The following is a 24,549-nucleotide window of genomic DNA, read 5'->3' as shown; positions in this document are numbered from 1 at the left end:
CTTTAGCTGCAACGTCAATGACTTTGAGTATGAACTCTGCATACCGCAAAAAAACAAAACCACGGAATGTCCCGATGCTAAAGATTTTTAATACACTGAGTCGCCAAAAAGAGGAATTCAAGCCTATCCATGCCGGTAAAATTGGTATGTATGTATGCGGGATCACCATTTATGACCTGTGCCACATTGGGCATGGGCGTACTTTTGTTGCGTTCGACGTTGTTGCGCGTTATTTGCGCTATTTAGGTTACTCGCTGACGTATGTCCGCAATGTCACTGACGTTGACGATAAAATTATCAAACGTGCCATTGAAAATAGTGAAACCTGCGAGCAACTTACCACGCGTATGCTGGCAGAAATGCATAAAGATTTCGATGCATTGAACCTCGAACGCCCCGATTTAGAGCCGCGTGCGACTCACCATATCCCAGAAATAATTGAGCTGGTCGAGCGCTTAATCGCCCGTGATCACGCCTATGTAGCATCAAATGGCGATGTGATGTTCGCCGTAGACAGTGACCCGGATTATGGGCTGTTGTCCCGCCAAGATCTGGATCAGTTACAAGCGGGTGCGCGAGTTGAAGTGGCTGATGTTAAACGCAATCCGATGGATTTCGTGCTGTGGAAAATGTCTAAACCGGGTGAGCCAAGCTGGGAATCACCTTGGGGGGCGGGCCGTCCTGGCTGGCATATTGAGTGTTCAGCAATGAACAGCAAACAGCTAGGCGCGCATTTCGATATCCACGGCGGCGGTTCTGATTTGATGTTCCCGCACCACGAAAATGAGATTGCACAATCTACCTGCGCCCATGATGGTCCTTATGTGAACTACTGGATGCATTCCGGTATGGTGATGATCGACAAAGAAAAAATGTCGAAATCACTGAATAACTTCTTTACTATTCGCGACGTGCTGGCCTATTACGATGCTGAAACCGTGCGCTACTTCCTGATGTCCGGGCACTATCGCAGCCAACTTAACTACAGCGAAGAGAACCTCAAACAGGCGCGTGCTTCGCTGGAGCGCTTATATACCGCGCTGCGTGGCACTGACACGAATGCGGCCCCTGCTGGTGGTGCTGAGTTTGAAGCACGCTTTCGCGCAGCAATGGATGATGATTTCAATACCCCAGAGGCTTACTCAGTGTTGTTTGATATCGCCCGTGAAGTGAATCGCTTAAAAACGGAAGATATCGCTGCGGCGAATGGGTTAGCGGCAGAGCTGCGTAAACTGGCTCATGTGCTGGGCTTGCTGGAACAAGATCCTGAGCTGTTTTTGCAAAGTGGTGCACAGACTGACGGCGATGAAGTTGCGCAAATTGAAGCGCTGATTAAGCAACGCAATGATGCCCGTAGCAGCAAAGATTGGGCGCTGGCCGATTCTGCCCGTGATCAATTGAATGAGCTGGGGATTGTGTTGGAAGATGGCCCTCAAGGCACCACATGGCGTCGTAAATAACATACTGTTTTGTCGCGCCGGGCAGGGGGATTGCTTAGCGTGATAAAACTAAAAATATTGCGGTTCTGGCTCTGGTCAGCAACCGCATTTTTTTGCCTGAATCTTTGGCGTTAGCGAGCTTGAGCTCACCATTGCCGAGGTTGTTAGGCTTTAACCTGCACTTTCATACCTTGAAACTCAACGATCTGGTCAGCAAGAATTTTGCAGCGCTTGCGTGTTTCGACACTTCCGTCGACTTTTACCTGACCATCGGCGATGGCGGCTTTTGCTGAGGCGCCGCTATCGTTCCAGCCTTGTAATTTTAATAAATCACACAGCTCGACGTGCGGGTGTTTTTCCAAATGAAAAATGTCCATTACTGTCCTTTCAATCAATTTTCGTTGATGTCGTGATATTCCTCGCAGGCTTGCAAGGTATTTTGTATCAGTGTCGCAACGGTCATTGGCCCAACGCCACCGGGAACCGGTGTAATCCAACCCGCACGTTCAACAGCGACATCAAATTCTACATCACCGACTACTTTACCACTTTCCAGGCGGTTAATGCCGACATCAATCACGATAGCACCTGGTTTTATCCACTCACCGGGAATAAAACCGGGTTTACCCACTGCAACTACCAATAACTCAGCATTTTCGACATGCTGACGCAGATTCTTGGTGAAGCGATGTGTTACGGTGGTGGTGCAACCCGCCAGTAGTAGCTCAAGGCTCATCGGGCGGCCAACAATATTTGAGGCACCGACCACGACGGCGTTCAGACCGTAAGTCGGGATCTCATAGCGTTCCAGCAGTGTAACGATACCGCGTGGGGTGCAAGGGCACAGTTTCGGCGCACGCTGACACAGACGGCCAACGTTATATGGATGGAAACCATCGACGTCTTTATCAGGATGGATGCGCTCCAGTACTTTGACATTATCAATGCCAGCAGGCAGTGGCAGTTGTACCAGTATCCCGTCAATCTCATTTTCGTCATTCAATGAATCAATTAATGCCAACAGTTCAGCTTCAGTGGTGGTCATCGGGAGGTCATAGGAGCGAGAGATAAAACCGACCTCTTCGCACGCCTTACGTTTACTGGCGACGTAAATTTGTGATGCTGGATTATCGCCTACCAATACAACGGCAAGACCGGGAGCGCGCTTACCCGCAGCCAGACGTTTCTGTACTAGCGCAGCAACTTCGTTTCTTACCTGCTGCGCAATCGTTTTACCATCAATAATTTTTGCTGACATCAGTGGAGGGGTCCATCAATTAAAAAAGCGGGAATCTGTCTATTTTGTCAGAAGCGGGCCGCGCTGTCAGGCGCATAATAACGATTAATTAACGATTAAATAGCCAGTTGATAAACGGTAAGGTGAAAACCCATTGACTCAAAAGCGACTGCCCGTATAATCCAACCCGCAACTGACTACCCACAGCGTTCTATGCTGCGGTGAATATCAAATGCGCCCTTAGCTCAGTTGGATAGAGCAACGGCCTTCTAAGCCGTAGGTCACAGGTTCGAATCCTGTAGGGCGTACCATTGAAATCAATGAGTTACCCTCCATTTACCCCCTAATTATCAGCAACCTTTTTCAAAAGTGCCAGATTAGTGACATTAATCCCCATTACCTCATCAATTTTACGCGCATGTTAAGTTAAATGATTCGGGGATACGTGAGCATACCTGCGTACCATTTCGATTGACTCCCACCCGCCCATCTCCTGAAGTGCTGACAGTGGTACTGGGTTGGTTAATCCAATCGTTGTGAAACAGTACTCAGAGGAATGTGGTGAAGCGGTTAAGTCCAAAGCCCGCCAAGGGGATATCACAGCAACACAGCTTACCCACAGACGAATAATTGAGATCACACTCTCATTTTTAGCTATTACCCTTTGCTCGGGAGACTCTGCCGTCATTAATGTCAGTCTCGTCGGTTATACGGCATCCTTAAGCTTATTTATCGCTGATTATAAAAGCGATTTTTCCGCCATCAGCTCATTTATTTGAGCTGTTGTCTCAGCAAAGAGATGATGACATTAAGTTCAGGGGGTCGATGGCGGGGTATTTTTAATTACAAAAGCACACAGGGTTAAGTCGATGAAGGGTTGCCCGGAGATATCCAGTGTGCTTACTTATTTTCCGCCATTAGCTCAGGAGGATAGAGCGGTCATGTCTGTGGATATGAGGGTGCAGGGTTCAAGTCCCTGATGGCGGTCCAAATGAGTCACAATAGAAAAGCGCGTCGGGTTGTTTGATTGGTATTATCGGCGTCTTCTGGGGAATGACCCGATGCGCTCCTCCATTTTGACTTAGTATAAGTATTATGAAAAACGCGAAGCCCTGACTCTAACCAGTCAGGGTTTTTGCTTTCTACATTTGCCTGAGCATCACTGAATAACGGGTTCATATCCCAATCTATTCAGGCCATTGTTGCAGCAATGGTTGGTGTTCAGCCGAATGTGGTGAATACACGACCTACTACTCGTGATGAAAAGGGCATAGAATGATTACTCCTCTGAATTGGAGGTTGCATGATCAAGAAGATTTTAAACAGTAAGTTGGCAGGCTATATCGTAGGAATACTGATTGCGATTGGCCTTGGCGAAAGCTTCATCACTACTCGCGAAGAAGCTGAGAAATTCGCTAAATAAGCCAATAATCAAGTTCAAGGCTGCCTATTAAGGTGGCCTTTTTTCGTTTTAGCCCATCAGTCACCCAATCAACTCCACACACATTACTGCTAATGAGTGGCTGCGCTGGTGGGCTAAATTTCTCAAAACAATACCCGACAATGCCGGAAATAAGCCGGTGGTTAGGGATGTCGTCTAGGCGTTGGCAATGCCACCAGTCGCGTTATTGCTACAAAGTATCAGTATTGAGAATGGCTGATTACCGTTTTTTCTTATGATGCTTCTTGCCGTGGTGATTGGTCGGTTTAACCTTATCTTTTACCTTCGCTGCTGCATTTTTCTCTTCAATGTATTGTGAGTTTTCAGGGTTGATAACCGGGCCAGGGCCGCGTGCGATAGGTGGCGTAATTGCTGTCGATGTATCTGCGCTGGCTTGCGTCGTTACTCCACCCAATCCCAGCAACAGACCTAGTAAAGTGCTTATGGCTAACTTGTTCATTTTTTAGTCTCACTTGCAAGGAAGAGAGGTAGCGGCGACAGGGGCTAATAATATCCCCTGCGCCGGTGGGTATAAGGTTACTTACGTAATGAACGTAGCACTGACTTCTCGGCATTCTGAATAGCTCTCTTTTTGGCTTTATTCTTGCCTGATTTTTTCACTTTTTGTTCCAGGGTATTTTTTTCTGCCGGAATATCTGCTTTTTTTGCTTTAACCGTGGGTGCAATGACAGACGATGATGACAAGATTTCTGTTGTTGGTGCAGCCATTACGTTCATGGTCCCAAAGCTCAGCATCGACACCAGCAGTACACCGATTGATAATTGACGCATAAGATCTTACCTCTGTCGTGAAATGAGTCTACAACGTGTAACCGGGAGGTACTGGGCGTCAAGAGTGCCCCTAATCGGCATTAATGGTTTGGGCAATTTTGTTATATTCGTCCATCAGGGTGCCAATGCGTTGGTCATATAATTGCGACAGGCAAGTATAGTTTGCGCCGCACTGCTGCCGCTTTTTGAGCCACTTGCCCTGTTCATCCTGTAAGGCACCACGAGCGCCCATTAATAACAGTCCTTTGAGCAAATTATATGTTGTGGTCATTTGAACATCTTTTTCGCTCAGCGTACGGTCTGCACAAATAGCTTTTTCATCTACAGAAGCGGCCTGCTTGCAGTCAAAGCTCGCCGCTGAGGCGTATAATGACGGGGTAAGCGCAATCATAAAGAGGGAAGCTATTGCGATGGCTTTAAAGGATTTCTCTCTAGTCATGGGGAAGTATTCTCCTGTGTGATAGATATAGCTTCAACATATTGCCGAGAGTGTGCTGACGTCAATATGGCCTGTGGGCGCGCTACCTTACCCGTGTTGCTTTGGTTCCTGTTCTTGCGACAGAGCCAACCGGTATCGACAAACTCAAACAGTTCGTAGGTTAATTTTTACTATATACAGGGCAGTTATGCTGCCCTGTCAGGGGGTTTTATGTTACTGGCAGGAGCAATTTTCATTCTGACCATAGTGTTGGTTATCTGGCAGCCGAAGGGGTTAGGGATTGGCTGGAGCGCCATGTTAGGCGCGATACTGGCCCTCATCTGTGGTGTGGTACACATCGCCGACATTGCGGTAGTTTGGAATATCGTCTGGAACGCCACCGCAACCTTTATTGCCGTGATTATCATCAGCTTGCTACTGGATGAGTCTGGCTTTTTTGAATGGGCAGCACTGCATGTTTCCCGGTGGGGAAATGGCCGTGGTCGCCTGCTGTTTACCTATATCGTTCTGCTTGGTGCTGCGGTGGCAGCGCTATTTGCCAATGATGGTGCGGCTCTCATTCTGACACCGATTGTTATTGCCATGCTGCTGGCGCTCGGGTTCAGTAAAAGCGCTACGCTGGCTTTCGTTATGGCTGCAGGGTTTATTGCCGATACCGCCAGCCTGCCGCTGATTGTGTCGAATCTGGTCAATATTGTTTCAGCTGACTTCTTCGGTCTGGGATTCACAGAATATGCCTCAGTGATGGTGCCTGTGGATATTGCCGCCATTATTGCCACGCTGGTGATGCTGCACCTGTTCTTCCGCAAAGATATCCCACCAACTTATGACCTGAACCGACTGAAAGAACCTGCACTCGCTATCAAAGACCCGGCGACGTTCAGAACTGGCTGGATTGTATTAATCCTTCTGCTGGTAGGTTTTTTTGTGCTTGAGCCGTTGGGTATTCCGGTCAGCGCTATTGCGGCGGTAGGTGCAGCTATCCTGTTTGTCGTCGCTAAAGGAGGCCATGCCATTAACACCGGTAAAGTACTGCGTGGTGCGCCCTGGCAGATTGTGATTTTCTCGCTGGGAATGTATCTGGTTGTTTATGGCTTGCGTAATGCCGGGCTAACAGAATACCTCTCTGGCGTGTTGAATTTACTGGCTGACAAAGGTCTTTGGGCCGCCACATTTGGCACGGGATTCCTGACCGCGTTCCTGTCATCCATCATGAACAATATGCCCACCGTGCTGGTTGGCGCACTGTCGATTGATGGCAGTACCGCGTCTGGCGTTATCAAAGAAGCGATGATCTATGCCAATGTGATTGGCTGCGATCTGGGGCCGAAAATTACCCCTATTGGTAGCCTGGCAACACTGCTCTGGCTGCATGTACTTTCACAGAAAAACATGACAATCACCTGGGGATACTATTTCCGCACCGGGATTATCATGACTCTGCCTGTGCTGTTTGTAACGCTGACCGCACTGGCGCTACGTCTCTCTTTCACTTTGTAATGAGATACTGATATGAGCAACATCACCATTTATCACAACCCAGCCTGCGGCACCTCGCGCAACACGCTGGAGATGATCCGTAATAGCGGCACGGAGCCGACCATTATTCATTATCTTGAGACACCGCCCTCACGCGATGAACTGGTTAAACTTATTGCCGATATGGGGATCACTGTACGGACGCTGCTGCGTAAAAATGTCGAACCTTTTGAAGAGTTAGGGCTTGCAGAAGAGCGCTTTACTGACGACCAGTTAATCGACTTTATGTTGCAACATCCTATCCTGATTAACCGTCCGATCGTGGTGACGCCGCTTGGAACCCGTCTGTGCCGCCCGTCAGAGGTGGTGCTGGATATTCTTCCGGATACACAGAAAAACGCTTTCACCAAAGAAGACGGTGAAAAAGTCGTTGATGATGCAGGTAAGCGACTGAAGTAAACATCAAGGGGGCAAATGCCCCCCTTATCAGTTATTGCGCCATTTCTTCCAGCAGGTCGATACCAACAGGCTCTTGACGCCAGAAAACAGCCATACACGAATTGAAAGCAATCACATCACTCATGCCATACCTCAAATTTTGTTCTGATTGACTCGCCGGGATAGTTCTTCTGCCGACTCTTTTCGCTCACTGTAGTGATCAACGAGATAAGCAGAGTTGCCTCTGGTCAGTAGGGTAAATTTCATCAGTTCTTCCATCACGTCGACAATGCGGTCGTAATAAGATGATGGCTTCATGCGGCCATCATCATCAAATTCCTGCCAGGCTTTTGCCACTGAGGACTGATTCGGGATGGTGAGCCATACAGCATTAGAATGCGAGGTGGATGTGGAACAACAGGTACGCCAAATTGAACTGCTATAGCAGGCCTATTATTTTGTTGGCAAGTGACCGGCTCTCCATTGCTCCGCTGTGCACCAAGTGTGAGTTCCAGATCCCCTGATACCGGCCGAGAGATTTTTGCTTAGCCAAAGCACTGTCTTGACCCATGACAAGGCGGTCAGGTTGTTAGCCACTTTATAATCAGGCCTATTTTTTCTCACTGGTGCGAAGCATGGCTTATCAACTGAATCTTAACTGGCCCGAATTTTTAGAAAAATATTGGCAAAAACAGCCTGTGATATTAAAAAATGCATTTCCGAACTTTGTCGATCCAATTACGCCGGACGAACTGGCGGGTCTGGCGATGGAAGCAGAAGTAGACAGCCGTCTGGTCAGTCATACCAATGGGCAGTGGCAGGCGAGTAATGGGCCATTTGAGCATTTTGATAATTTGGGTGAAACGGGCTGGTCGCTGCTGGCTCAAGCGGTTAACCATTGGCATGCTCCCTCAGCTGAACTGGTGCGCCCATTTCGCGTGCTGCCGGACTGGCGCTTAGACGACCTGATGATCTCTTTTTCTGTTCCAGGTGGTGGTGTCGGGCCACACATTGATCAGTATGATGTATTCATCATTCAGGGGATGGGCCGCCGCCGTTGGCGTGTTGGTGATAAACTGCCGCTAAAACAGTTTTGCCCCCATCCGGCGCTGCTGCACGTTGAGCCTTTCACGCCGATTATTGATGAAGATCTCGAACCGGGCGACATTTTATATATTCCACCGGGTTTCCCACACGACGGTTTCACTCATGAAACGGCGTTCAACTACTCGGTTGGTTTTCGTGGACCAAACAGCAGGGATTTAATCAGCAGTTTCGCTGACTATGCGCTGGAAAATGATCTCGGTGGCGAGCACTACAGCGATCCTGATTTAACCTGTCGAGAACATCCGGGGAGGGTTGAAGAGTATGAACTTGAGCGCCTGCGCGGCATGATGGTTGATACGATTAATCAGCCGGAAGATTTCAAACAGTGGTTTGGCCGCTTTGCCACCACGCCACGCCATGAGCTGGATATCGCACCAGCAGAGCCGCCTTTCGAAGGGGAGGAGATTGTCGATGCTCTGATGGGCGGTGAAGTTTTGACCCGTCTGAGTGGGTTGCGGGTTCTGCAAGTTGGCGACAGCTTCTTCATCAATAGCGAACGGCTGGAAACGTCCGATCCTAAAGCTGTCGATGCGCTGTGCCGTTACAGCAGTGTGGATAAAAAAGAGTTGGGTGGGGCGCTACAGAATCCAGCTTTCGTTGCTGAGTTAACCGAACTGATTAATCAGGGCTATTGGTTCTTTGACGAATAATAGGTGAATAATAAAAGTCCCACTCAATCTGCGTGGGACTTTTTGCGCCTCATTTTTAGCCGCTTTGGGACTATATAGCTAATTAGTTTTTAGCGGTTTGATCAGTTGTGCCGGTGGTTTGCCCCTGGCTGATAGAGAAGGTGCCTTTATAGCTGTCATGGTCACCGATATTGGCCATTGAAACTGTTGGTGCCAAGATTGCTGCGATCAGGGTCAGTGCTGCGATAGTTGTTTTCATAATATGTTCTCTTCGGTTTGTATAAGTGAAAGCGGATTGCTTTCGATAAAAGGAATGTTACGCCGATCACATTTTTTGGATATCGAAGAGAATTGCTCATCTTGGTCAAAAAAACTGTATAGCCCAATTAGGCCATTACATTGATACGTGGCAGAATGTAAAAAAACAATTACAGCTGTTTCACCTGAGATGACAAAGATATAAATATGGATCGCTCCCGCTTACTCAAGTTCCTGCTGCCCTATCTGTGGCCAAAGAATAACCCCCAACTTCGCTACTACCTGATTGCCGCCGTCATATTTATGGTGGTTTCTAAAGTCAGCACAACACTGGTGCCACTAGCCTATAAGGCGATGATCGACACATTAAGCAGTGAAAGCGCCAGAATGTTAGCTGTTCCGATCGGCCTTATTATCGCCTATGGGATCGCGAGAATTAGCGCCTCTTTATTTGAAGAGCTGCGCAACGTGATGTTTATTCATATCAGCCAGAATGCGACTCGGCTACTTGGATTGCGGGTATTTAAGCAGTTACATGAGTTAAGTTTGCGCTTTCATCTTGACCGACAAACCGGTGGTTTATCTTTGTCGATCGAGCGCGGAACACAAGCGGTTGCTACGGTACTTTCACGCCTGCTGTTCTCCATATTCCCCATTTTGTTTGAAATAACACTGGTCTCTTTGATCATGTGGCATCTACTAGATGGCTGGTTTGCGCTCGCTATTTTGGTCACGGTCGCCTGCTATATCCTATTTACGGTGATGGCTGTCAGTTGGCGAACCCGCTTTCGGCGTGAACTCAATCAGGCTAATGCGGATGCCAACACTAAATCTATCGACAGCTTACTCAATTATGAAACCGTAAAATATTTTGGCAATGAAGCGTTTGAAGCCGAACGTTTCAATAAGTCGCGGCAGCTGTATGAACATGCGGCAATAAAAAATCAATTCAGTTTTACTGCATTAAGTCTCGGGCAAACGGCCATTATCTCAGTAGGATTAGTTGTCATGATGGCGATGGCAGCGAAAGGTATTACCCAAGGTCGAATGACTATCGGTGATTTTGTCTTGGTCAATGCCTACCTCTTACAATTATATCAGCCGCTTAATTTTTTTGGTTTTATTTACTCTGAGATCAGACAGGCATTGATTGATATGGAGAATATGCTCAATTTGTTGATGGTTGAGCAAGAGATTACCGATAAGCCGGATGCTGCGGCATTACAGTTGACCCAAGGTGAAGTGCGCTTTGACTCAGTCAGTTTTGGTTATGATCCGCGTAGACCTATTTTGAATAACGTGAGTTTTACCATTCCGCCAGGTAAAACGGTGGCGGTTGTGGGGGCTTCGGGGGCGGGCAAGTCAACACTCTCCCGTTTGCTGTTCCGTTTTTACGATGTGACTGATGGCGCGGTGCTTATTGACGGGCAAGATATCCGCAATGTCACTCAGGCCAGCCTGCGCAAGGCGATTGGTATCGTACCTCAAGATACCGTGCTATTTAATGACACGCTGCGCTATAACATTGCTTATGGCAGAACATCAGCCAGCTTTGAAGAGATAGAACGGGCCGCAAAACTAGCACATATTCACAATTTTATCAGTAGCTTGCCAGATGGCTATGACACCCGAGTCGGCGAGCGGGGGCTTAAATTATCTGGCGGAGAAAAACAACGGGTAGCGATTGCCCGCACTATTCTCAAAAATCCGGCCATATTGGTTTTCGATGAAGCCACCAGTGCGTTGGATACCCAGACTGAACGTGAAATTCAGGCCCATTTGCGGGAGGTCAGCCGTGATCACACCACGCTGGTTATTGCCCACCGTTTATCAACCATCATTGATGCTGATGAAATTATTGTGTTGGAAGCGGGTTCGATCGTTGAGCGTGGGCGTCATGAGGCGCTGCTGCTGAAAAATGGCCGATACTCAGCCATGTGGCAAAATCAATATCATGAAGAAGAACAACTCGTGGAGTGATGAGTTGCTCTTAAATTTTAATCAAAAGAGTGCATTAGGGTGACTGCGCACTCTTTTCTCTGATATTGATTGATCTCTGGCACTAATCGTCTGAAATGCGCTGTGGCGCAATGTATATCCAGAGCGGCTTGATCTGGCCACTCTTCAATAAAAATAAAGTGGCCGGGATCTTTATGGTCGATAAATAGATCGTAGGATATACAGAGTGGTTCAAGTTTTGTACATGCGACTAACTCTTGGTAGAGCGGCATAACATCATCAATGTGTTCCAGTTTTATAAAATCTTGGGCAATTACTTTTAGCATGAGTTTGGTTGCCTTAAGCTCCGGTAAAATAGGTGTAAGCGAAAACCGCTAGCGCCAGCGCTATCATAATTAGGGTTGTTTTTCTCAGTTTCACACTGTTCTCGTTATCAGTTGTTGGCATTCATCATAGCCCAAGAAGATAGCGGAAAATGAGTTAGAAAACATCGACTCACTCAAAATAGTCAGGTTCAGTTGGCATTTTCAATCGACTGTCGCGTCGATGGTATGACTTTCTTATCGCAGGAGTGACCTTTCAATGTTGATATTGGTCACAGTTTAAATATAATTATTTGTGCTAATTTATACAGTGTGCTGGGTAGTGTGGAGGTGTGAAATGTCAGCACTAGAGAAACTTGTTTCCGTATATTGCCATACCAGTCTGGACTTTGTGGCATCCACGATTGCCTTTATGGAAAACCAAAAGAAGAAAATTAGGATTGATAAAATTGAAGCGAAACTTTCGTCCGATGAGCTTGAGTTCTTCCGGGAAAGATTAGCTCACTACAGAGAGATTTATCGGCCTTTGTAGTCCATCAACCTTAAATAAGCCGCCTGTGTGCGGCTTATCTTATTGTAAAAACACAGGTCCTCTGCAATTAGTCTGTTTTTTGCTCAAATAACACTCAAATCAACTAAAATTAATACAGGCAATGCACTCACTGTGGGGCCTGTTATGTACCATAAAATAGATGGTAGCGAATACCGACGTATCTTTGTTGTCGGTGATATTCATGGTTGCTATAAAAAGCTGATGGATGTTTTGGATCGTGTGCAGTTTGAGCGCTCTGCTGATTTACTGGTTTCTGTCGGGGATTTAGCGGATCGCGGTCCACAGAATATTGAATGTTATGAGCTAATCAATGCTCATTGGTTTCGTGCTGTTCGTGGCAATCATGAACAAATGGCGATTGATGTGCTGGCAGGTGGTGAAGTTGATACCTGGATGGCGAATGGTGGCCGCTGGTTTTTCTTACTCGATGACAGTAAGAAATCTCAGGTTGAAGGGCTAATTAAGCGGGCTGAGCAGTTACCCTTGGTGATCGAAATTACAACTGAGCACGGGAAGTATGTTATCGCCCATGCTGATTACCCTTCAGATGAATATGTGTACGGTAAACCCATCAGTGAGCATTTAGTCGTATGGAACCGTAAACGCCTCAATGCTGCCATGAAGGGAGAGAGTGAGGTCATTAAAGGGGCGGATAAATTTATATTCGGCCATACACCATTGGTAAAACCGTTGCTGTTTAAAAACCAACTTTATATCGATACTGGTGCGGTGTTTGGTAATACATTAACCCTGATTCAGATTCAATAAATAAGTAAAGTGATAGGATCGCCTGCTTACTGAAAAGTGATAGCCTCCGTTTAGGGCAGAGGCTATTTAGGTCATATCAATCAAAATGAGATAAATCGCGATGTGTACTTATTGAGTAATAGGAGTCGTGATAACAGTACCGACGCGGCAAATACCGATAACAGAAGTGTAAATCTCAGTGTCACATCTGATAAATTATATGCACTGGAAATAAAATAGAAAATACCATCGTGTAATATATAGACCCCAATCATTGAAGGGCTGATATAGGCTAAGGTTTTCCTTATCCACTCATGCTTAGTGTTAAAGTTATCAAATATGACAAATAAGCATAAACTTAGAATTAAAACGTGTAAGTTATCGAGGAAATAGCCTGCATTCACTGTTTTGTATACATGTATCGACATAAAACTTTCATAATAATACATCGAAATAGCTGTCGGGATTAACAGTATTTTAGCAATGAAACGTATTCTTGGTAGCTTTGTTATTTTCTGACATATCCTTGAGCACAAAAATCTACCCGTCATATAATAGAAGATCCACGTCCATAATCTAAAGTATTGTGGAAAATCAATCAGGTATGGTCTCTCGGTAAATGTACTGATAAGGTCGATAGAGACAGAGAAGATGACCAAACAGGAAAGGGTAATTATTGCAGTTCTGTTGCTTTTTAAGACTTTAGAGATTATCGGATTAATCAGGTAAATAATGGCAATGCTGAATAAAAGCCAACTTTGCAGGAAATAACCCCGTTTGAATCCATCCTCATTGATAAAGTAGAAGAGAACGTTCCAGAAGATGATAATAGTTATGATTGATTTTAACTTTCTGAAGATATCTTTTTGATCTATTTGATCATTAGAGTCGATATACCCAATAATCATGAAAAACAGAGGGGTTGCGATGATCGAGAGAAAGTACAAAACACTCATCACTTCACCACCTAAAAAACACTGATCAGTGCAGGTTTTACTGGCGGAATAGAAGGTTACAGCAGAAAAGCAGCTTAAGGTTTTTAGGGCATGTAAACCGACGTTTCTCATAAAGTAGTTTGACTTACAATAAGGTTAAATGAGAAAGCAGCGTCATAGGGGATATGGTTTTCATCAGGCTTTTCCTATTCAGACTACTAATTTCTCTATATTTTTGCATACAATCTGAGAGCTGTCACGCTCAGTAAAATTTATCATAAGTAAACAGCTAAGAAATATTTTCTATAGAAAAAGACATTTCCTACATCTTCCGGTGTTGACATCCTATATATCTTCGAATCTCTCTATGGTTTACTGAGGAAACAGAGGTGTGTCCTGGGTTATCTTTATAATTTTTAATGATATTTATTTCATTATAACCAGGTCTGAGTTAATGATTTATGGGGTGCTTAGGCACTAGCGGGTGTGACCAATATGATAAGCTGTATGATAGTCGATAGCGATAAATATCAAACACTGGGTATGGTAGCTATCGTAAAAAAAATATTCACATCGTTAGGGTTTAAGAAAGAGATTAAATTCTATCGGAAATCATTCTATTCAGCGGATATAATTTTTATTGGTGTCGATGAATTCAGTTTTTTCGATGCGCTAAAAAGCTTGGACAGATCGCCATCAGAAGCGGATGTCTTTTTGATTTGCGATGCGAGATTAAATAGTTTCCTACAGGGAATTCCGCGATTCAGTAACGTGACGATGATCTTCAGAGAAGACTCACTCGAAGCCGTAACCAATAAAATTTCAACGGTATTCAAACGCAAGCTTCGTGGGCTTAAAGAAAACTTAACCGAGCGCAAAAGTACTCATGTATTAAGTCTGGCGTCATCAGAGCGTCAGTATTTGACACCTAATGAAAATATCGTGCTGAAGTTATTTAATGAAGGTTTCTCCGGTGGTGATATCGCCAGAATTCTGAAAAAAAGTGAAAAAACAGTGAGTGGACAAAAACGCTCAGCGATGAAAAAATTGGGTGCCCGTACAGACGTTGAATTAATTAAAATGTTTATGTTCAAATAGTTAATATGAAAAATGGACTGGATTTTTTGTTACTTTTACCGTCAATACCAGAGAATATCTAAGGGATGTTTTAATTATAGCAGGCAGGGATGCCAGCATTAAAACACCGGGGATACTCGGATGACCCCAAAGCTATTTGGGGCCATTTATCGGTGCGGATACCAAACTATCTTAGTAGAAAACAGTCAGCATCAAATACACTTCAACTTAGCAACCGTACTCTCAATATCGACTTCGTGTTCTGAAAATGTATAAGTTACATTTTGGAATGTGGTTATCGACAGCATTTTCAGTGATACCGTTTTTTCCGCAATATCTTCTTCCTGCGGCCGGATTTTATTCATCAGCAAATTCACTGAGAGGACGGTATTGGCTTTGTCGACTTCAGCCTGTGCAGGAACTTCTTTAGTGAAAGTATTGAATGACTTAATGCTGGTGAGTTTGATTCTCTCGTTGGCGATGAATATATATTTACTTTCAATAGCCACTTTCACCGCAAATGCGGACAACCCTTTGGTATTGGTTGTTGGCTCAAAAGTGACTTCAGCCCCTTTTTTGATCATCTCGGGATTAGCAACTTTAATAACGTGAAAATAACGGTTATCTCCGTTCTCATCGGTGATAAAACCAAAACCTTTATCTTCAAAAAAAGTTGTTATTCTACCGTTCATCATGCATCTCATATTAGCGTATCCAATGGGTAAGTATAATACAGGGGAATAGCTTTCAGATACAGTCTGGCGGGTCTTTAAGCCCAGTGAAGGTGAGCTGAAAATAGAAAAAATGCGGATTTCTGTGCTGAAAATGAGAGCAAAAAGGTGGGGTTTTCTCTTTTTATCTCTTTTTTGTGATCTCTGCTGTGGACAAGAATCGGTTCTATTGCTGTACTGTATCTGACACACATTTTGTGTCCAACATTCACGTAAAGGTAAGTTTGATGTCTAAGATTAAAGGTAGCGTTAAGTGGTTCAATGAGTCCAAAGGTTTCGGCTTCATTACCCCAGAAGATGGCAGCAAGGACGTTTTCGTTCATTTCTCAGCCATCGCTAGCAACGGTTTCAAAACTCTTGCTGAAGGCCAGCGTGTAGAATTTGAAATCACGAACGGTGCCAAAGGGCCATCTGCTGCTAATGTTATCGCTATCTAAGTAGCCCATATCTCTTAAAACCCGCCTCAATAGGCGGGTTTTTTATTTGTGGTACTGAATAGCGAAGGAAGTGGTGTTAGCTAAAAGAGATATATTTTTAGAAAAATCACGGTGATAGACAGGCAAAAAATCACTGTCAACCACTCAACCCGCGTCTTAGGTAATCCAAACATAGCAATATCCGACACTTCAGCCACCACCATCGGTTAACTGTTCTCTACCCAATGATTATCGGGTCTGTAGATTAAGAAAACATTAAGAGAGGGTGTGGCCCTTGGCATTACTGCCCTGCGAAGTGATTGACCAGCAGAAAGGCCAGCATGGTCATGGCAAGTGAACCTGCCAAATTAAGTAAGATACTACCTGCGGCCCACGCCAGTCTGCCATCCTGAATCAAATAAACTACTTCGACAGAGAAAGTGGAAAACGTGGTTAACCCGCCACAAAAACCGGTAGTAATCAGTAACTTCCATATAGGATCAATATCAGTAAGGCGGGTGAAAAGTGCCAATGCCAGACCAATAATAAAGGCCCCAATCAGGTTTACAACCAGTGTCCCTAGCGGGATATTAGGTGATAGATTGTTGAGCTTCATGCTGACCAACCAACGGGCTACGCTGCCCACACCACCACCAATAAATACTGCCAGTAACGTATTAAACATAAACACCTTTCTTGATGAACACCTGTGGTGTGGGGGCTTTATCACCTGCAACTTATTAACTGGCCAACTCAATGCGATTGCGGCCATTATCTTTTGCCAGGTAGAGTGCCGAATCGGCGGCTTTTAACCATTGTTGATAGTTAATCATGTCATGCCTGTAATCAGCAATGCCGGCGCTGACTCTGAGTTGCAGGGACGGTGCTTGCTCAAAAACTAAATCGGCTAACTTTTCCTGAATTCGAGTTAATACTTCCCGCGTTTGCTCGGCAGTGGTATTTGGCAAAATAGCGCCAAATTCATCGCCACCATAGCGACCCACAATGTCGATGGCCCGTAACCCCAGTAATAACTCTTCGGCAAGGACCGTAATAGCATCGTCACCGACGGCATGGCCAAAGGTGTCATTAATAGATTTGAAGTTATCAATATCAAGCAAAATCAAGGTAGCGCCGTGCTGATAACGTCGACAACTGTCAAATTGATTATGTAACTGATGCTCCCAGTGCCTGCGGTTATATAACCCAGTCAATCCATCTCTGACGCTGATGCGTAACAGCTCTTCTTTATTTTCGGCCAGACGTTTTGCCGTTCGATAGGTTACTAATCCAAGTAGGGAGGGGTAGACGACTATCATTGGCAGGCAAGCATAAACCTGAAGCGGTGAGGTTTCTGGTTTAAAGGGTAAATTAAATATCCACGCGGTCAATAAGCTACAGGCAATTTGTAATGCCAGCCCTTTGCAAAAGACATTTTTGCCGCCTGAAGCAATATTATTCATACTCATCATTGATAAAATAACCACCGATGGCAGGGCATTGAACGACATGATTGCCACCCAAACTCCACCTAGGGCTGAGTCTATTTTCATGTTGAGTATTTCTTGCTCAAACGGCTCTTCAGAGCGCGAGGCCAGCAGGAATGCGATGTGTGGCCAGACTAATCCGTTGAGTGCGAGCACTATCCATAACCAGAGTGGCGCATTCTGAGTGTAGAGTACCGAGCTAACACATAACATGCCAATGCCTAAGCCAAATGCTCGAGGTAAATAGGTCCTTTTAGCAAAACTTAATCCCGATCGCCGGGTATTTATTCTACTTGAATAAGGCAATTGGCGGTTCCCTCGTTTTTTGCTTTGGGGGGATGTTAACGGCAATGTCTCATCCGGAATGAGTCAAAATGAGTGAGAATAGACTCTTGAGTAAATCATAGTTCACTAACGAAATCTGTTACATATTACTGTTGTTTTAATCGGAAATTTATTCGTAAATAGCTCATGATTTAATGAACTGAACTCTCATCAAGAAGGCATATATGGAAGGTATCAGCATTACCAAATTGTTGGTCGTTGGTATATTGATTGTGTTGTTGTTTGGCACTAGCAAATTACGCACACTGGGTGCGGATTTGGGCGCAGCTTTGAAGGGCTTCAAAAAAGCCATGGGTAATGATGATGCGCCAGTAGCAAGTGCGACTGCTGAGTCCAAAGCGGCAACAGAAACTAAAGCGACACCGCCGATCGAACATAAAGAGTGATTGTTGCATTGGGTTTAGCCAATATTGTGGCTAATACGAAAGAACACTCACCCTAATTAGATTGTTATCGGCAATAATATTATTCCTGATAACAAAAAACGGATCTCCAATGGAAATCCGTTTTTTGTGTCTGCGACATAAGGTGTAATAAGTTATTTCAGTGATACTGGGCCTGAATGGATGTTCAGGCCCCAGCTTATTTGACCTCTAACCCTTTTGCTTGCAGGTCAGCGTGGTAAGAAGAGCGAACAAACGGGCCACAAGCAGCATGGGTAAAGCCCATCGCCATGGCTTCCGCCTTCATTTCGTCAAACTCAGCCGGGCTGACATAACGTTGTACCGGCAAGTGGTGACGGCTAGGCTGTAAATATTGGCCTAGTGTCAACATGGTTACTCCGTGACGGCGTAAATCCCGCATCACTTCAACGATTTCGGCATTGGTTTCACCCAAACCGACCATCAAACCAGACTTGGTTGGAATATCAGGATGCGCTTCTTTAAAGCGTTCCAATAATTTGAGCGACCACTCGTAGTTAGCACCGGGGCGCACCTGGCGATAGACCCGTGGCACGTTTTCCAGATTGTGGTTAAACACATCGGGTGGTGTCGCCGTCAAGATATCTAATGCGCGATCCATACGGCCACGGAAATCAGGCACTAACGTTTCAATCTTAATGGTTGGATTCTTGGCACGAATAGCGGAGATACAATCAGCAAAATGTTGAGCACCACCATCACGCAGGTCATCACGGTCAACCGAGGTGATAACGACATAGCGCAAGCCCATATCTTGAATGGTCTGGGCCAGTTTTTCCGGCTCATTGGCATCCGGGGTAACTGGGCGGCCATGTGCCACGTCGCAGAATGGGCAACGGCGGGTACAGATAGCGCCGAGGATCATAAAGGTCGCAGTACCGTGATTGAAGCACTCAGACAAGTTAGGGCAGGAGGCTTCTTCGCAAACCGAGTGCAGACCGTTTTTGCGCATTGCGGCCTTAATGCCCTGAATACGGCTGGAGTCGGCAGGGAGTTTGATTTTCATCCATTCGGGTTTACGCAGCAGCTCCTGACGTTCGGTAACCACGGTTTTAATCGGGATTAACGCCATTTTATCTGCGTCACGGTATTTTACGCCGCGTTCCATCTGAATCGGTTTACTCATAATCGTGCAGGTTCCAGTTCTGAATCTCTCAATTTGAGATTTTTTATTGAATTCAACGTGATGCGGCGATCGTTAAAAAATATTTGAAAATTGTATAAAAATTATATCATCTGTTGTGGTCAACTAAAACTGGCCACCCCATTCTGCCCCCATTTATTCTTCTTACCCGATGTTGTCGGGGTGTCAACTGGGTCACTTACAATGCATCAGGGGAGAGATAATCACTCAATGACCAGGGTTGCAGTTCGGCGTCGGGGTAACCTAGCTGGCGGGTGAATTCGCGCACTAATACCGGCTGGATATCAGCCACGGTTGTACCCGCTTGCAATGCACTGACTTGAGTCATCTGCATGCCCGCATAGCCACAGGGGTTAATGCGCTGGAAGGGTTCCAGATCCATGGCAATATTCAGTGCCAGACCGTGAAACGAGCAGCCTCTGCGGATACGTAGCCCTAGTGAGCATATCTTTTGCTGACCAACGTAGACGCCGGGTGCATCCGCGCGGGCCTGTGAATTAATGCCAAAAGATGACAGTGTCTGTATCACCGTATTCTCAATAGCAGTCACTAATTGCCGCACGCCCATTTTGGCGCGTTTGAGGTCAATCATGACATACATCACCTGCTGTCCGGGGCCGTGGTAGGTAACCTGGCCGCCGCGGTCACTTTGGATAACCGGAATATCGCCGGGCATCAGAACATGTTCAGCTTTTCCTGCCTGACCCTGAGTAAAGACTTGTTGATGCTCCACCAGCCAGATTTCATCCGCCGTGGCATCAGTGCGAAACTCAGTGAAGTCATGCATAGCTTGGGATACGGGGGGGTAGGGTTGCAACCCCAATTGGCGTAAAATGATCTTGTGTTGTTGCAAGCGAGTCATCATCTGGTTACAGAAATGGTGGCGTGAGTATACCAGCCCAGTTGTGCGGGGCTACTATTTTGGCATTTAAAAAATAGGACCCGGAGTGGGATTCACCCGTCCGGGCCATCAGCTGAGTAGATTGGATATTTTCCCTGTCACCAAAGATACCGGTTACAGCACCATCCGCACCAGTTCAAGCTTACCTAACTCTTCGTACAGTGTCTCCACCTGATCAATATGGGTGGCGGTGATGGTGATGGAGACGGAGTGATAGTTGCCTTTGCTGCTCGGTTTTACCTGCGGGGAGTAGTCACCCGGAGCATGGCGCTGTACCACTTCAACCACCTGGTTAACCAATTGAGGTTCAGCAATGCCCATTACCTTGTAGGTAAAAGAACAAGGGAACTCAAGCAGTTCGTGCAGTTTAGTTTTCATGTGCGCTCCTGGGTTGGTAGCCGAATGATAAAGAGCATTCGACTATAAAATTATAACTCCCGCCGGAGCGGGAGTTATAGATTATTTATAATGTGGGGGCAATTTTCTGGCTTTCAAGCGCCAGCCGATTAGCCGAACCAGCGGTGGAACATCAGTTTGATGTAATCCACCATGCGGCTAAAGATCCCGCCCTCTTTCACTTCGTTCATCACTACTAGTGGGCGCTGGTCGATGGTTTTGCCATCTAACTGGAAGTTAATCATGCCAACAACCTGATTTTTCGCCAATGGAGCATGAATCTCAGGTGTGTTCAGCACATAGCTGGCTTTCAGATCTTTCATGCGACCACGTGGGATAGTCAGGTAAACGTCTTTATCAACGCCCAACTGCACGCGATCACTATCACCGAACCAGACTGGCTCTGAAGCAAACTCTTTACCGACTTTCAGTGGCGCTACAGTTTCAAAGAAACGGAAGCCCCAGGTCAGTAGTTTTTTACTCTCAGTTTCACGGCCTTTATAGGTGCGACCACCTAGCACTGCTGAGATCAACCGCATCTGCCCATCAGTGGCTGAGGCCACCAAATTATAGCCAGCAGAGGCAGTATGGCCGGTTTTGATACCATCAACATTCAAACTGGTATCCCACAGTAGACCGTTACGGTTCATCTGGCGGATATTGTTGAAGGTGAACTCTTTCTCTTTGTAGATAGCATACTCATCCGGTACATCACGGATCAGTGCCTGCCCAATCAGCGCCATATCGCGCGCAGAGCTGAATTGACCCTCGGCATCTAAGCCGTGCACGGTTTTGAACTGGGTATTTTTCAAACCCAGCGCGTTAACGTAGTTATTCATCAGGTTAACGAATGAGTCCTGGCTACCGGCGACGTAATCGGCCATAGCAACACAGGCATCGTTACCCGATTGCAGGTTGATACCCCGGGTCAGTTTAGAAACCGGGACGCGGTCGCCGGGTTTCAGGAACATCAACGAGGAACCTTGGAACTCTGGATTACCCGTCGCCCAGGCATCTTTACCCACGGTAACCATATCTTCCGGCCCGATTTTGCCCGATTTGATTGCCTGACCAATAACATAGCTGGTCATCATTTTGGTCAAGCTGGCCGGGTTGCGACGCGCATCAGCATTCATTTCTGCCAATACTTTGCCGGAGTTGTAATCGATCAGAATATAGGCTTCCGCGTCGATCTGTGGCACGCCGGGGATCATGGTTTTCAGATTGACGTCATCAGCGTTTGCAGCAGAAGCTGCGCTCATAACAATAACAGTGCCGAGCGCCAGGCTCTTGATAATGCGAGAAGTAGTTACATATTTCATGATCAGGACAACAACATCCGTGGGAGTAAGTTAAGAACGTGCCACACTATAACATACCCTGTTCAATTGGCGTTGCAGCTGTGTTAGCCGCTCTCACTTATCCGAATCACTGACTTGAGTCAGCTCATTGGGATTCGCTCTTTTGCTGCCTTGCGGCAATGCTAATCAGTTTGGGGTGCACCAATGTGGCGTTTATACTTTCAACCGTAACATCCTGTTTGTACAGTCGGTTACGGTTTTCTTTATGAGATAAGCCTTAAATTGCTACAAGGTATGTAGATTTAAGGTGCAGTAACCACAAATGATTGCTGCTGTGCTTCGCTCGACAGGCGCTGTTGCAGTTCAACCGCCTGTTGACGGCTGCTAAACGGCCCAAGCTGGACACGATGCACACTGCCATTGGTTGCTACTTTGCCCGGCACGCCGAAACGTTGGCTCAAGCTTTGCTGCCAGCTTTGCGCCCGCTGAGCATCGCTCAATGCACCGACCTGAACCACATAACCGCCTGATGTTACCGTGGCAGTTGATGCCGCGGCCACTGATGACGTCACGGGGCCTGGGTTAGCAACAACCGGTGGGCTGACGGGCGCTGAGCTCATTGCTGATGGTGAAGTCACGACGGGTTCTGAACCTTCCAGCACGCCAACGGGAACTGGGGTCGATGCACGCAGGAAGCCGCTGCTTTGTGGCGCCACTGGCTGCGTGGCGTCAGCGCCAGACAAACTACTATTATCGATAGGACGCACCGGTGCACTGACTGCGGGCGCATCCTGCTGTATTGGTGTCCCCATTCCGCTGGAGCCTAAATCTGGACGGCTTGGCAATGCATAACTTTGCTTGGCGATAGTGGTGCCAACCATACCTGGGCCAGAGAGCGAGCCATCGGGTGCAACATTGATAAAATCAATCTTCACTTTGGTGTTATTGGAGATATTTAGGCGATCGGCAGCCGCTTTGGATAAGTCAATCACCCGCCCTGGGGTGTATGGGCCGCGGTCATTCACTCGGACCACAATCTGGCGACCATTGCTGATGTTGGTGACGCGCACATAACTTGGGATCGGCAGTGTCGGGTGGGCGGCGGTTAAAGCATTGGGATCAAAGGTTTCACCCGTCGCCGTGGTGTTGCCGTTAGCTTCTTCACCATACCAGGCAGCAAGGCCGGTCTGAGTGAAGTTTTGCGGATCTTTGACGATGCTATAGGATTGGCCATTAACCTTATAATCCTGATTGAAATTAGGATTATAAGGTTCGTAGCGCGGCTCAGCGCCACCGATCTCGACCACCGGGCCGTTGTACGTCTGCTGCACTTGTTGCTGGGGTGCCGGAGGCTGACTGGTACATGCTGATAACAGCACGCCTGCGATGCCGATCCAAAGCCATTCCTTACGCATTGCTCACCTCTATAAATTCTTAGATAACATTTTTCGATGAGTATGTATCGACATCACGATACCAAACCCGGCCATCAGAACTATCAGCGCCGAGCCTCCGTAGCTGACCAAAGGCAAAGGTACGCCAACCACAGGTAAAATTCCACTGACCATGCCTATGTTAACAAACACATAAACAAAGAGTATCAGCATTAATCCCCCGACCATAACACGGCCAAAGGTGGTTTGTGCATGGGCGGCAATCACCAGACCGCGCATGATCAAGCACAGGTAAAGTGCTAAAAGTACCAGGAAGCCAATTAATCCCAACTCCTCTGCCAGTACGGCAAAGATAAAGTCGGTATGGCGCTCCGGCAGGAACTCCAACTGCGACTGAGTGCCGTGTAACCAGCCTTTACCCGATAGCCCGCCTGAACCAATCGCAATTTTAGATTGAATAATATGATAACCCGCGCCGAGCGGATCACTTTCCGGGTCCAGTAGCATCATCACGCGATCTCGCTGATAACCATGCATCAGGAAGAACCACAAAATAGGAATAAACCCAGCGACCAGGACGGCAGCAATGGCGATTAAGCGCCAGCTCATCCCCGAAAGGAACAGGACAAACAGACCCGAGGCCGCAATCAGGATTGATGTGCCAAGGTCTGGCTGAGCGGCCACCAGTAAGGTCGGCATAAAGATTAAAATTAACGCGATACCGGTATTTTTCAGTGAAGGAGGGCAGACGTCACGGTTCATAAACCGTGCAACCATCAGCGGCACTGCAATTTTAGCAATTTCAGAGGGTTGGAAGCGGATAAAACCTAAATCCAACCAGCGCTGGGCCCCTTTACTGATCTGACCAAAAGCATCAACCAAGACCAGTAAAATCACGCAAACGAAATAGAGGTAGGGCGCCCAGCTTTCATAGACGCGTGGCGGTATCTGCGCCATCACTAGCATGACAACCAGACCCATGGCAATTTGGCCCACCTTGCGCTCCATCATGCCCATATCCTGCCCGCTTGCGCTCCACATCACGAAGGCGCTATAAGCCAGCAGCGCCAGGACGCAAAGCAGAAACGGCAGGTCAATGTGCATTTTGTACCACAAAGAGCCTTTTTGTTGATTATCAGTCATGAGTTACCTTAATCCA

Annotated in this window: 27 protein-coding genes, 2 tRNA genes and 2 pseudogenes; 12 read left to right on the top strand and 19 right to left on the bottom strand. The window is 46.6% G+C overall.

The annotated features are described in order from the left end of the window. The first annotated feature begins 74 nt into the window (after nucleotides 1-74). Nucleotides 75-1,460, top strand: a complete 1,386-nt coding sequence (gene cysS, locus AACW11_RS10500) for a cysteine--tRNA ligase (protein ID WP_212584240.1) — start codon at nucleotides 75-77, stop codon at nucleotides 1,458-1,460. Nucleotides 1,461-1,603: 143 nt separating this feature from the next. Here cysS and ybcJ read toward each other — a convergent pair whose 3' ends face one another. Both ybcJ and folD read right to left on the bottom strand, forming a co-directional pair. Continuing rightward, nucleotides 1,604-1,816 (bottom strand): ribosome-associated protein YbcJ, encoded by a 213-nt coding sequence (ybcJ, locus tag AACW11_RS10495; RefSeq protein WP_005277036.1) that lies wholly within the window; start codon nucleotides 1,814-1,816, stop codon nucleotides 1,604-1,606. Nucleotides 1,817-1,830: 14 nt separating this feature from the next. Then, nucleotides 1,831-2,697: a bifunctional methylenetetrahydrofolate dehydrogenase/methenyltetrahydrofolate cyclohydrolase FolD gene (folD, locus tag AACW11_RS10490; protein WP_212584239.1), complete on the bottom strand. Its 867-nt coding sequence runs from the start codon at nucleotides 2,695-2,697 to the stop codon at nucleotides 1,831-1,833. Between the two features lie 213 nt (nucleotides 2,698-2,910). Here folD and AACW11_RS10485 point away from each other — a divergent pair. Beyond that, nucleotides 2,911-2,987: transfer RNA gene (locus AACW11_RS10485), tRNA-Arg, on the top strand. Nucleotides 2,988-3,100: 113 nt separating this feature from the next. On the opposite strand, the pseudogene AACW11_RS20840 reads toward AACW11_RS10485, so the two are convergent. Then, nucleotides 3,101-3,193: pseudogene (locus AACW11_RS20840) on the bottom strand (tyrosine-type recombinase/integrase); the annotation flags it as partial. A 394-nt stretch (nucleotides 3,194-3,587) separates the two neighbouring features. Between AACW11_RS20840 and AACW11_RS10475 the strand changes: the two are divergent. Further along, a tRNA-OTHER gene (locus AACW11_RS10475) sits at nucleotides 3,588-3,666 on the top strand. A gap of 671 nt (nucleotides 3,667-4,337) precedes the next feature. Here AACW11_RS10475 and AACW11_RS10470 read toward each other — a convergent pair. The 3 genes from AACW11_RS10470 to AACW11_RS10460 form a co-directional block, all read right to left on the bottom strand. Next, the gene (locus AACW11_RS10470) at nucleotides 4,338-4,577 is read right to left on the bottom strand and encodes a hypothetical protein (RefSeq protein WP_212584238.1); all 240 of its coding nucleotides are present in this window, start codon (nucleotides 4,575-4,577) and stop codon (nucleotides 4,338-4,340) included. A gap of 77 nt (nucleotides 4,578-4,654) precedes the next feature. Beyond that, nucleotides 4,655-4,909, bottom strand: coding sequence for a hypothetical protein (locus AACW11_RS10465; RefSeq protein WP_212584237.1), 255 nt, complete (start codon nucleotides 4,907-4,909; stop codon nucleotides 4,655-4,657). 70 nt (nucleotides 4,910-4,979) lie between these two features. Further along, complete coding sequence (locus AACW11_RS10460; protein WP_445285813.1) at nucleotides 4,980-5,348, bottom strand: lysozyme inhibitor LprI family protein; 369 nt, start codon at nucleotides 5,346-5,348, stop codon at nucleotides 4,980-4,982. Between the two features lie 210 nt (nucleotides 5,349-5,558). Between AACW11_RS10460 and AACW11_RS10455 the strand changes: the two genes are divergently transcribed. Together AACW11_RS10455 and arsC are read left to right on the top strand one after the other, a co-directional pair. Then, entirely contained in the window at nucleotides 5,559-6,848 is a 1,290-nt protein-coding gene (locus AACW11_RS10455) for an arsenic transporter (protein WP_212584236.1), read from the top strand. 12 nt (nucleotides 6,849-6,860) lie between these two features. Further along, nucleotides 6,861-7,286, top strand: coding sequence for a glutaredoxin-dependent arsenate reductase (arsC, locus tag AACW11_RS10450; protein ID WP_212584235.1), 426 nt, complete (start codon nucleotides 6,861-6,863; stop codon nucleotides 7,284-7,286). A 132-nt stretch (nucleotides 7,287-7,418) separates the two neighbouring features. On the opposite strand, the pseudogene AACW11_RS10445 reads toward arsC, so the two are convergent. Then, nucleotides 7,419-7,646: pseudogene (locus tag AACW11_RS10445) on the bottom strand (arsenical resistance protein ArsH); the annotation flags it as partial. Between the two features lie 254 nt (nucleotides 7,647-7,900). Between AACW11_RS10445 and AACW11_RS10440 the strand changes: the two are divergent. Then, on the top strand, nucleotides 7,901-9,022 hold the full coding sequence (locus tag AACW11_RS10440; RefSeq protein WP_212584234.1) for a ribosomal protein uL16 3-hydroxylase: 1,122 nt from the start codon (nucleotides 7,901-7,903) through the stop codon (nucleotides 9,020-9,022). 82 nt (nucleotides 9,023-9,104) lie between these two features. Here the strand turns inward: AACW11_RS10440 and AACW11_RS10435 are convergent, their stop codons facing one another. After that, nucleotides 9,105-9,260: a hypothetical protein gene (locus AACW11_RS10435; protein ID WP_212584233.1), complete on the bottom strand. Its 156-nt coding sequence runs from the start codon at nucleotides 9,258-9,260 to the stop codon at nucleotides 9,105-9,107. 206 nt (nucleotides 9,261-9,466) lie between these two features. Between AACW11_RS10435 and AACW11_RS10430 the strand changes: the two genes are divergently transcribed. Beyond that, nucleotides 9,467-11,239 (top strand): ABCB family ABC transporter ATP-binding protein/permease, encoded by a 1,773-nt coding sequence (locus tag AACW11_RS10430; RefSeq protein ID WP_212584232.1) that lies wholly within the window; start codon nucleotides 9,467-9,469, stop codon nucleotides 11,237-11,239. A gap of 17 nt (nucleotides 11,240-11,256) precedes the next feature. Here the strand turns inward: AACW11_RS10430 and AACW11_RS10425 are convergent, their stop codons facing one another. Beyond that, nucleotides 11,257-11,544, bottom strand: coding sequence for a putative quinol monooxygenase (locus AACW11_RS10425; protein WP_212584231.1), 288 nt, complete (start codon nucleotides 11,542-11,544; stop codon nucleotides 11,257-11,259). 334 nt (nucleotides 11,545-11,878) lie between these two features. Here AACW11_RS10425 and AACW11_RS10420 point away from each other — a divergent pair, with 334 nt between their 5' ends. Next, nucleotides 11,879-12,073, top strand: a complete 195-nt coding sequence (locus AACW11_RS10420) for a glycogen synthase (RefSeq protein ID WP_212584230.1) — start codon at nucleotides 11,879-11,881, stop codon at nucleotides 12,071-12,073. A 144-nt stretch (nucleotides 12,074-12,217) separates the two neighbouring features. After that, on the top strand, nucleotides 12,218-12,862 hold the full coding sequence (locus AACW11_RS10415) for a metallophosphoesterase (protein ID WP_212584229.1): 645 nt from the start codon (nucleotides 12,218-12,220) through the stop codon (nucleotides 12,860-12,862). A gap of 80 nt (nucleotides 12,863-12,942) precedes the next feature. Here the strand turns inward: AACW11_RS10415 and AACW11_RS10410 are convergent, their stop codons facing one another. Next, the gene (locus AACW11_RS10410; RefSeq protein WP_212584228.1) at nucleotides 12,943-13,908 is read right to left on the bottom strand and encodes an acyltransferase; all 966 of its coding nucleotides are present in this window, start codon (nucleotides 13,906-13,908) and stop codon (nucleotides 12,943-12,945) included. Nucleotides 13,909-14,283: 375 nt separating this feature from the next. Here AACW11_RS10410 and AACW11_RS10405 point away from each other — a divergent pair, with 375 nt between their 5' ends. Further along, nucleotides 14,284-14,874: a helix-turn-helix transcriptional regulator gene (locus AACW11_RS10405; protein ID WP_212584227.1), complete on the top strand. Its 591-nt coding sequence runs from the start codon at nucleotides 14,284-14,286 to the stop codon at nucleotides 14,872-14,874. Between the two features lie 191 nt (nucleotides 14,875-15,065). Here the strand turns inward: AACW11_RS10405 and AACW11_RS10400 are convergent, their stop codons facing one another. After that, the gene (locus tag AACW11_RS10400; RefSeq protein WP_049647570.1) at nucleotides 15,066-15,545 is read right to left on the bottom strand and encodes a cold-shock protein; all 480 of its coding nucleotides are present in this window, start codon (nucleotides 15,543-15,545) and stop codon (nucleotides 15,066-15,068) included. Between the two features lie 266 nt (nucleotides 15,546-15,811). Here AACW11_RS10400 and cspE point away from each other — a divergent pair, with 266 nt between their 5' ends. Then, a complete protein-coding gene (gene cspE / locus AACW11_RS10395; protein WP_002210315.1) occupies nucleotides 15,812-16,021 on the top strand; it encodes a transcription antiterminator/RNA stability regulator CspE in 210 nt (69 codons plus the stop codon). Between the two features lie 280 nt (nucleotides 16,022-16,301). Here cspE and crcB read toward each other — a convergent pair whose 3' ends face one another. Together crcB and AACW11_RS10385 are read right to left on the bottom strand one after the other, a co-directional pair. Then, the gene (crcB, locus tag AACW11_RS10390; protein ID WP_212584226.1) at nucleotides 16,302-16,685 is read right to left on the bottom strand and encodes a fluoride efflux transporter CrcB; all 384 of its coding nucleotides are present in this window, start codon (nucleotides 16,683-16,685) and stop codon (nucleotides 16,302-16,304) included. A 55-nt stretch (nucleotides 16,686-16,740) separates the two neighbouring features. Continuing rightward, entirely contained in the window at nucleotides 16,741-17,793 is a 1,053-nt protein-coding gene (locus AACW11_RS10385; RefSeq protein WP_212584225.1) for a diguanylate cyclase, read from the bottom strand. A 203-nt stretch (nucleotides 17,794-17,996) separates the two neighbouring features. Here AACW11_RS10385 and tatA point away from each other — a divergent pair, with 203 nt between their 5' ends. Next, the gene (gene tatA / locus AACW11_RS10380) at nucleotides 17,997-18,218 is read left to right on the top strand and encodes a Sec-independent protein translocase subunit TatA (RefSeq protein ID WP_145560204.1); all 222 of its coding nucleotides are present in this window, start codon (nucleotides 17,997-17,999) and stop codon (nucleotides 18,216-18,218) included. A 196-nt stretch (nucleotides 18,219-18,414) separates the two neighbouring features. Here the strand turns inward: tatA and lipA are convergent, their stop codons facing one another. The 6 genes from lipA to mrdB all read right to left on the bottom strand — a co-directional run bounded on the left by lipA (nucleotide 18,415) and on the right by mrdB (nucleotide 24,533). After that, entirely contained in the window at nucleotides 18,415-19,380 is a 966-nt protein-coding gene (gene lipA / locus AACW11_RS10375) for a lipoyl synthase (protein WP_212584224.1), read from the bottom strand. 196 nt (nucleotides 19,381-19,576) lie between these two features. Beyond that, nucleotides 19,577-20,263, bottom strand: a complete 687-nt coding sequence (gene lipB / locus AACW11_RS10370) for a lipoyl(octanoyl) transferase LipB (protein ID WP_212584223.1) — start codon at nucleotides 20,261-20,263, stop codon at nucleotides 19,577-19,579. Between the two features lie 150 nt (nucleotides 20,264-20,413). Continuing rightward, a complete protein-coding gene (gene ybeD, locus AACW11_RS10365) occupies nucleotides 20,414-20,677 on the bottom strand; it encodes a DUF493 family protein YbeD (RefSeq protein WP_048619572.1) in 264 nt (87 codons plus the stop codon). 128 nt (nucleotides 20,678-20,805) lie between these two features. Continuing rightward, nucleotides 20,806-22,017: a D-alanyl-D-alanine carboxypeptidase DacA gene (dacA, locus tag AACW11_RS10360; protein ID WP_212584222.1), complete on the bottom strand. Its 1,212-nt coding sequence runs from the start codon at nucleotides 22,015-22,017 to the stop codon at nucleotides 20,806-20,808. Nucleotides 22,018-22,298: 281 nt separating this feature from the next. After that, nucleotides 22,299-23,411, bottom strand: a complete 1,113-nt coding sequence (rlpA, locus tag AACW11_RS10355; RefSeq protein ID WP_212584221.1) for an endolytic peptidoglycan transglycosylase RlpA — start codon at nucleotides 23,409-23,411, stop codon at nucleotides 22,299-22,301. A gap of 9 nt (nucleotides 23,412-23,420) precedes the next feature. After that, entirely contained in the window at nucleotides 23,421-24,533 is a 1,113-nt protein-coding gene (gene mrdB, locus AACW11_RS10350; RefSeq protein ID WP_005278071.1) for a peptidoglycan glycosyltransferase MrdB, read from the bottom strand. Nucleotides 24,534-24,549 lie beyond the last annotated feature (16 nt).

Source organism: Yersinia sp. Marseille-Q3913 (assembly GCF_963892745.1).
Classification (GTDB): domain Bacteria; phylum Pseudomonadota; class Gammaproteobacteria; order Enterobacterales; family Enterobacteriaceae; genus Yersinia; species Yersinia bercovieri.
Note: the sequence above shows the minus strand (reverse complement) of the source record. Positions and strands in the feature narration are given on the sequence as shown.

Excerpts from the sequence above, each read along its gene's own strand:
- cysS (WP_212584240.1), top strand. The coding sequence starts at position 75 with ATGCTAAAGATTTTTAATACACTGAGTCGCCAAAAAGAGGAATTCAAG.
- ybcJ (WP_005277036.1), bottom strand. The coding sequence starts at position 1,816 with ATGGACATTTTTCATTTGGAAAAACACCCGCACGTCGAGCTGTGTGAT.
- folD (WP_212584239.1), bottom strand. The coding sequence starts at position 2,697 with ATGTCAGCAAAAATTATTGATGGTAAAACGATTGCGCAGCAGGTAAGA.
- AACW11_RS10470 (WP_212584238.1), bottom strand. The coding sequence starts at position 4,577 with ATGAACAAGTTAGCCATAAGCACTTTACTAGGTCTGTTGCTGGGATTG.
- AACW11_RS10465 (WP_212584237.1), bottom strand. The coding sequence starts at position 4,909 with ATGCGTCAATTATCAATCGGTGTACTGCTGGTGTCGATGCTGAGCTTT.
- AACW11_RS10460 (WP_445285813.1), bottom strand. The coding sequence starts at position 5,348 with ATGACTAGAGAGAAATCCTTTAAAGCCATCGCAATAGCTTCCCTCTTT.
- AACW11_RS10455 (WP_212584236.1), top strand. The coding sequence starts at position 5,559 with ATGTTACTGGCAGGAGCAATTTTCATTCTGACCATAGTGTTGGTTATC.
- arsC (WP_212584235.1), top strand. The coding sequence starts at position 6,861 with ATGAGCAACATCACCATTTATCACAACCCAGCCTGCGGCACCTCGCGC.
- AACW11_RS10440 (WP_212584234.1), top strand. The coding sequence starts at position 7,901 with ATGGCTTATCAACTGAATCTTAACTGGCCCGAATTTTTAGAAAAATAT.
- AACW11_RS10435 (WP_212584233.1), bottom strand. The coding sequence starts at position 9,260 with ATGAAAACAACTATCGCAGCACTGACCCTGATCGCAGCAATCTTGGCA.
- AACW11_RS10430 (WP_212584232.1), top strand. The coding sequence starts at position 9,467 with ATGGATCGCTCCCGCTTACTCAAGTTCCTGCTGCCCTATCTGTGGCCA.
- AACW11_RS10425 (WP_212584231.1), bottom strand. The coding sequence starts at position 11,544 with ATGCTAAAAGTAATTGCCCAAGATTTTATAAAACTGGAACACATTGAT.
- AACW11_RS10420 (WP_212584230.1), top strand. The coding sequence starts at position 11,879 with ATGTCAGCACTAGAGAAACTTGTTTCCGTATATTGCCATACCAGTCTG.
- AACW11_RS10415 (WP_212584229.1), top strand. The coding sequence starts at position 12,218 with ATGTACCATAAAATAGATGGTAGCGAATACCGACGTATCTTTGTTGTC.
- AACW11_RS10410 (WP_212584228.1), bottom strand. The coding sequence starts at position 13,908 with ATGAGAAACGTCGGTTTACATGCCCTAAAAACCTTAAGCTGCTTTTCT.
- AACW11_RS10405 (WP_212584227.1), top strand. The coding sequence starts at position 14,284 with ATGATAGTCGATAGCGATAAATATCAAACACTGGGTATGGTAGCTATC.
- AACW11_RS10400 (WP_049647570.1), bottom strand. The coding sequence starts at position 15,545 with ATGAACGGTAGAATAACAACTTTTTTTGAAGATAAAGGTTTTGGTTTT.
- cspE (WP_002210315.1), top strand. The coding sequence starts at position 15,812 with ATGTCTAAGATTAAAGGTAGCGTTAAGTGGTTCAATGAGTCCAAAGGT.
- crcB (WP_212584226.1), bottom strand. The coding sequence starts at position 16,685 with ATGTTTAATACGTTACTGGCAGTATTTATTGGTGGTGGTGTGGGCAGC.
- tatA (WP_145560204.1), top strand. The coding sequence starts at position 17,997 with ATGGAAGGTATCAGCATTACCAAATTGTTGGTCGTTGGTATATTGATT.
- lipA (WP_212584224.1), bottom strand. The coding sequence starts at position 19,380 with ATGAGTAAACCGATTCAGATGGAACGCGGCGTAAAATACCGTGACGCA.
- lipB (WP_212584223.1), bottom strand. The coding sequence starts at position 20,263 with ATGATGACTCGCTTGCAACAACACAAGATCATTTTACGCCAATTGGGG.
- ybeD (WP_048619572.1), bottom strand. The coding sequence starts at position 20,677 with ATGAAAACTAAACTGCACGAACTGCTTGAGTTCCCTTGTTCTTTTACC.
- dacA (WP_212584222.1), bottom strand. The coding sequence starts at position 22,017 with ATGAAATATGTAACTACTTCTCGCATTATCAAGAGCCTGGCGCTCGGC.
- rlpA (WP_212584221.1), bottom strand. The coding sequence starts at position 23,411 with ATGCGTAAGGAATGGCTTTGGATCGGCATCGCAGGCGTGCTGTTATCA.
- mrdB (WP_005278071.1), bottom strand. The coding sequence starts at position 24,533 with ATGACTGATAATCAACAAAAAGGCTCTTTGTGGTACAAAATGCACATT.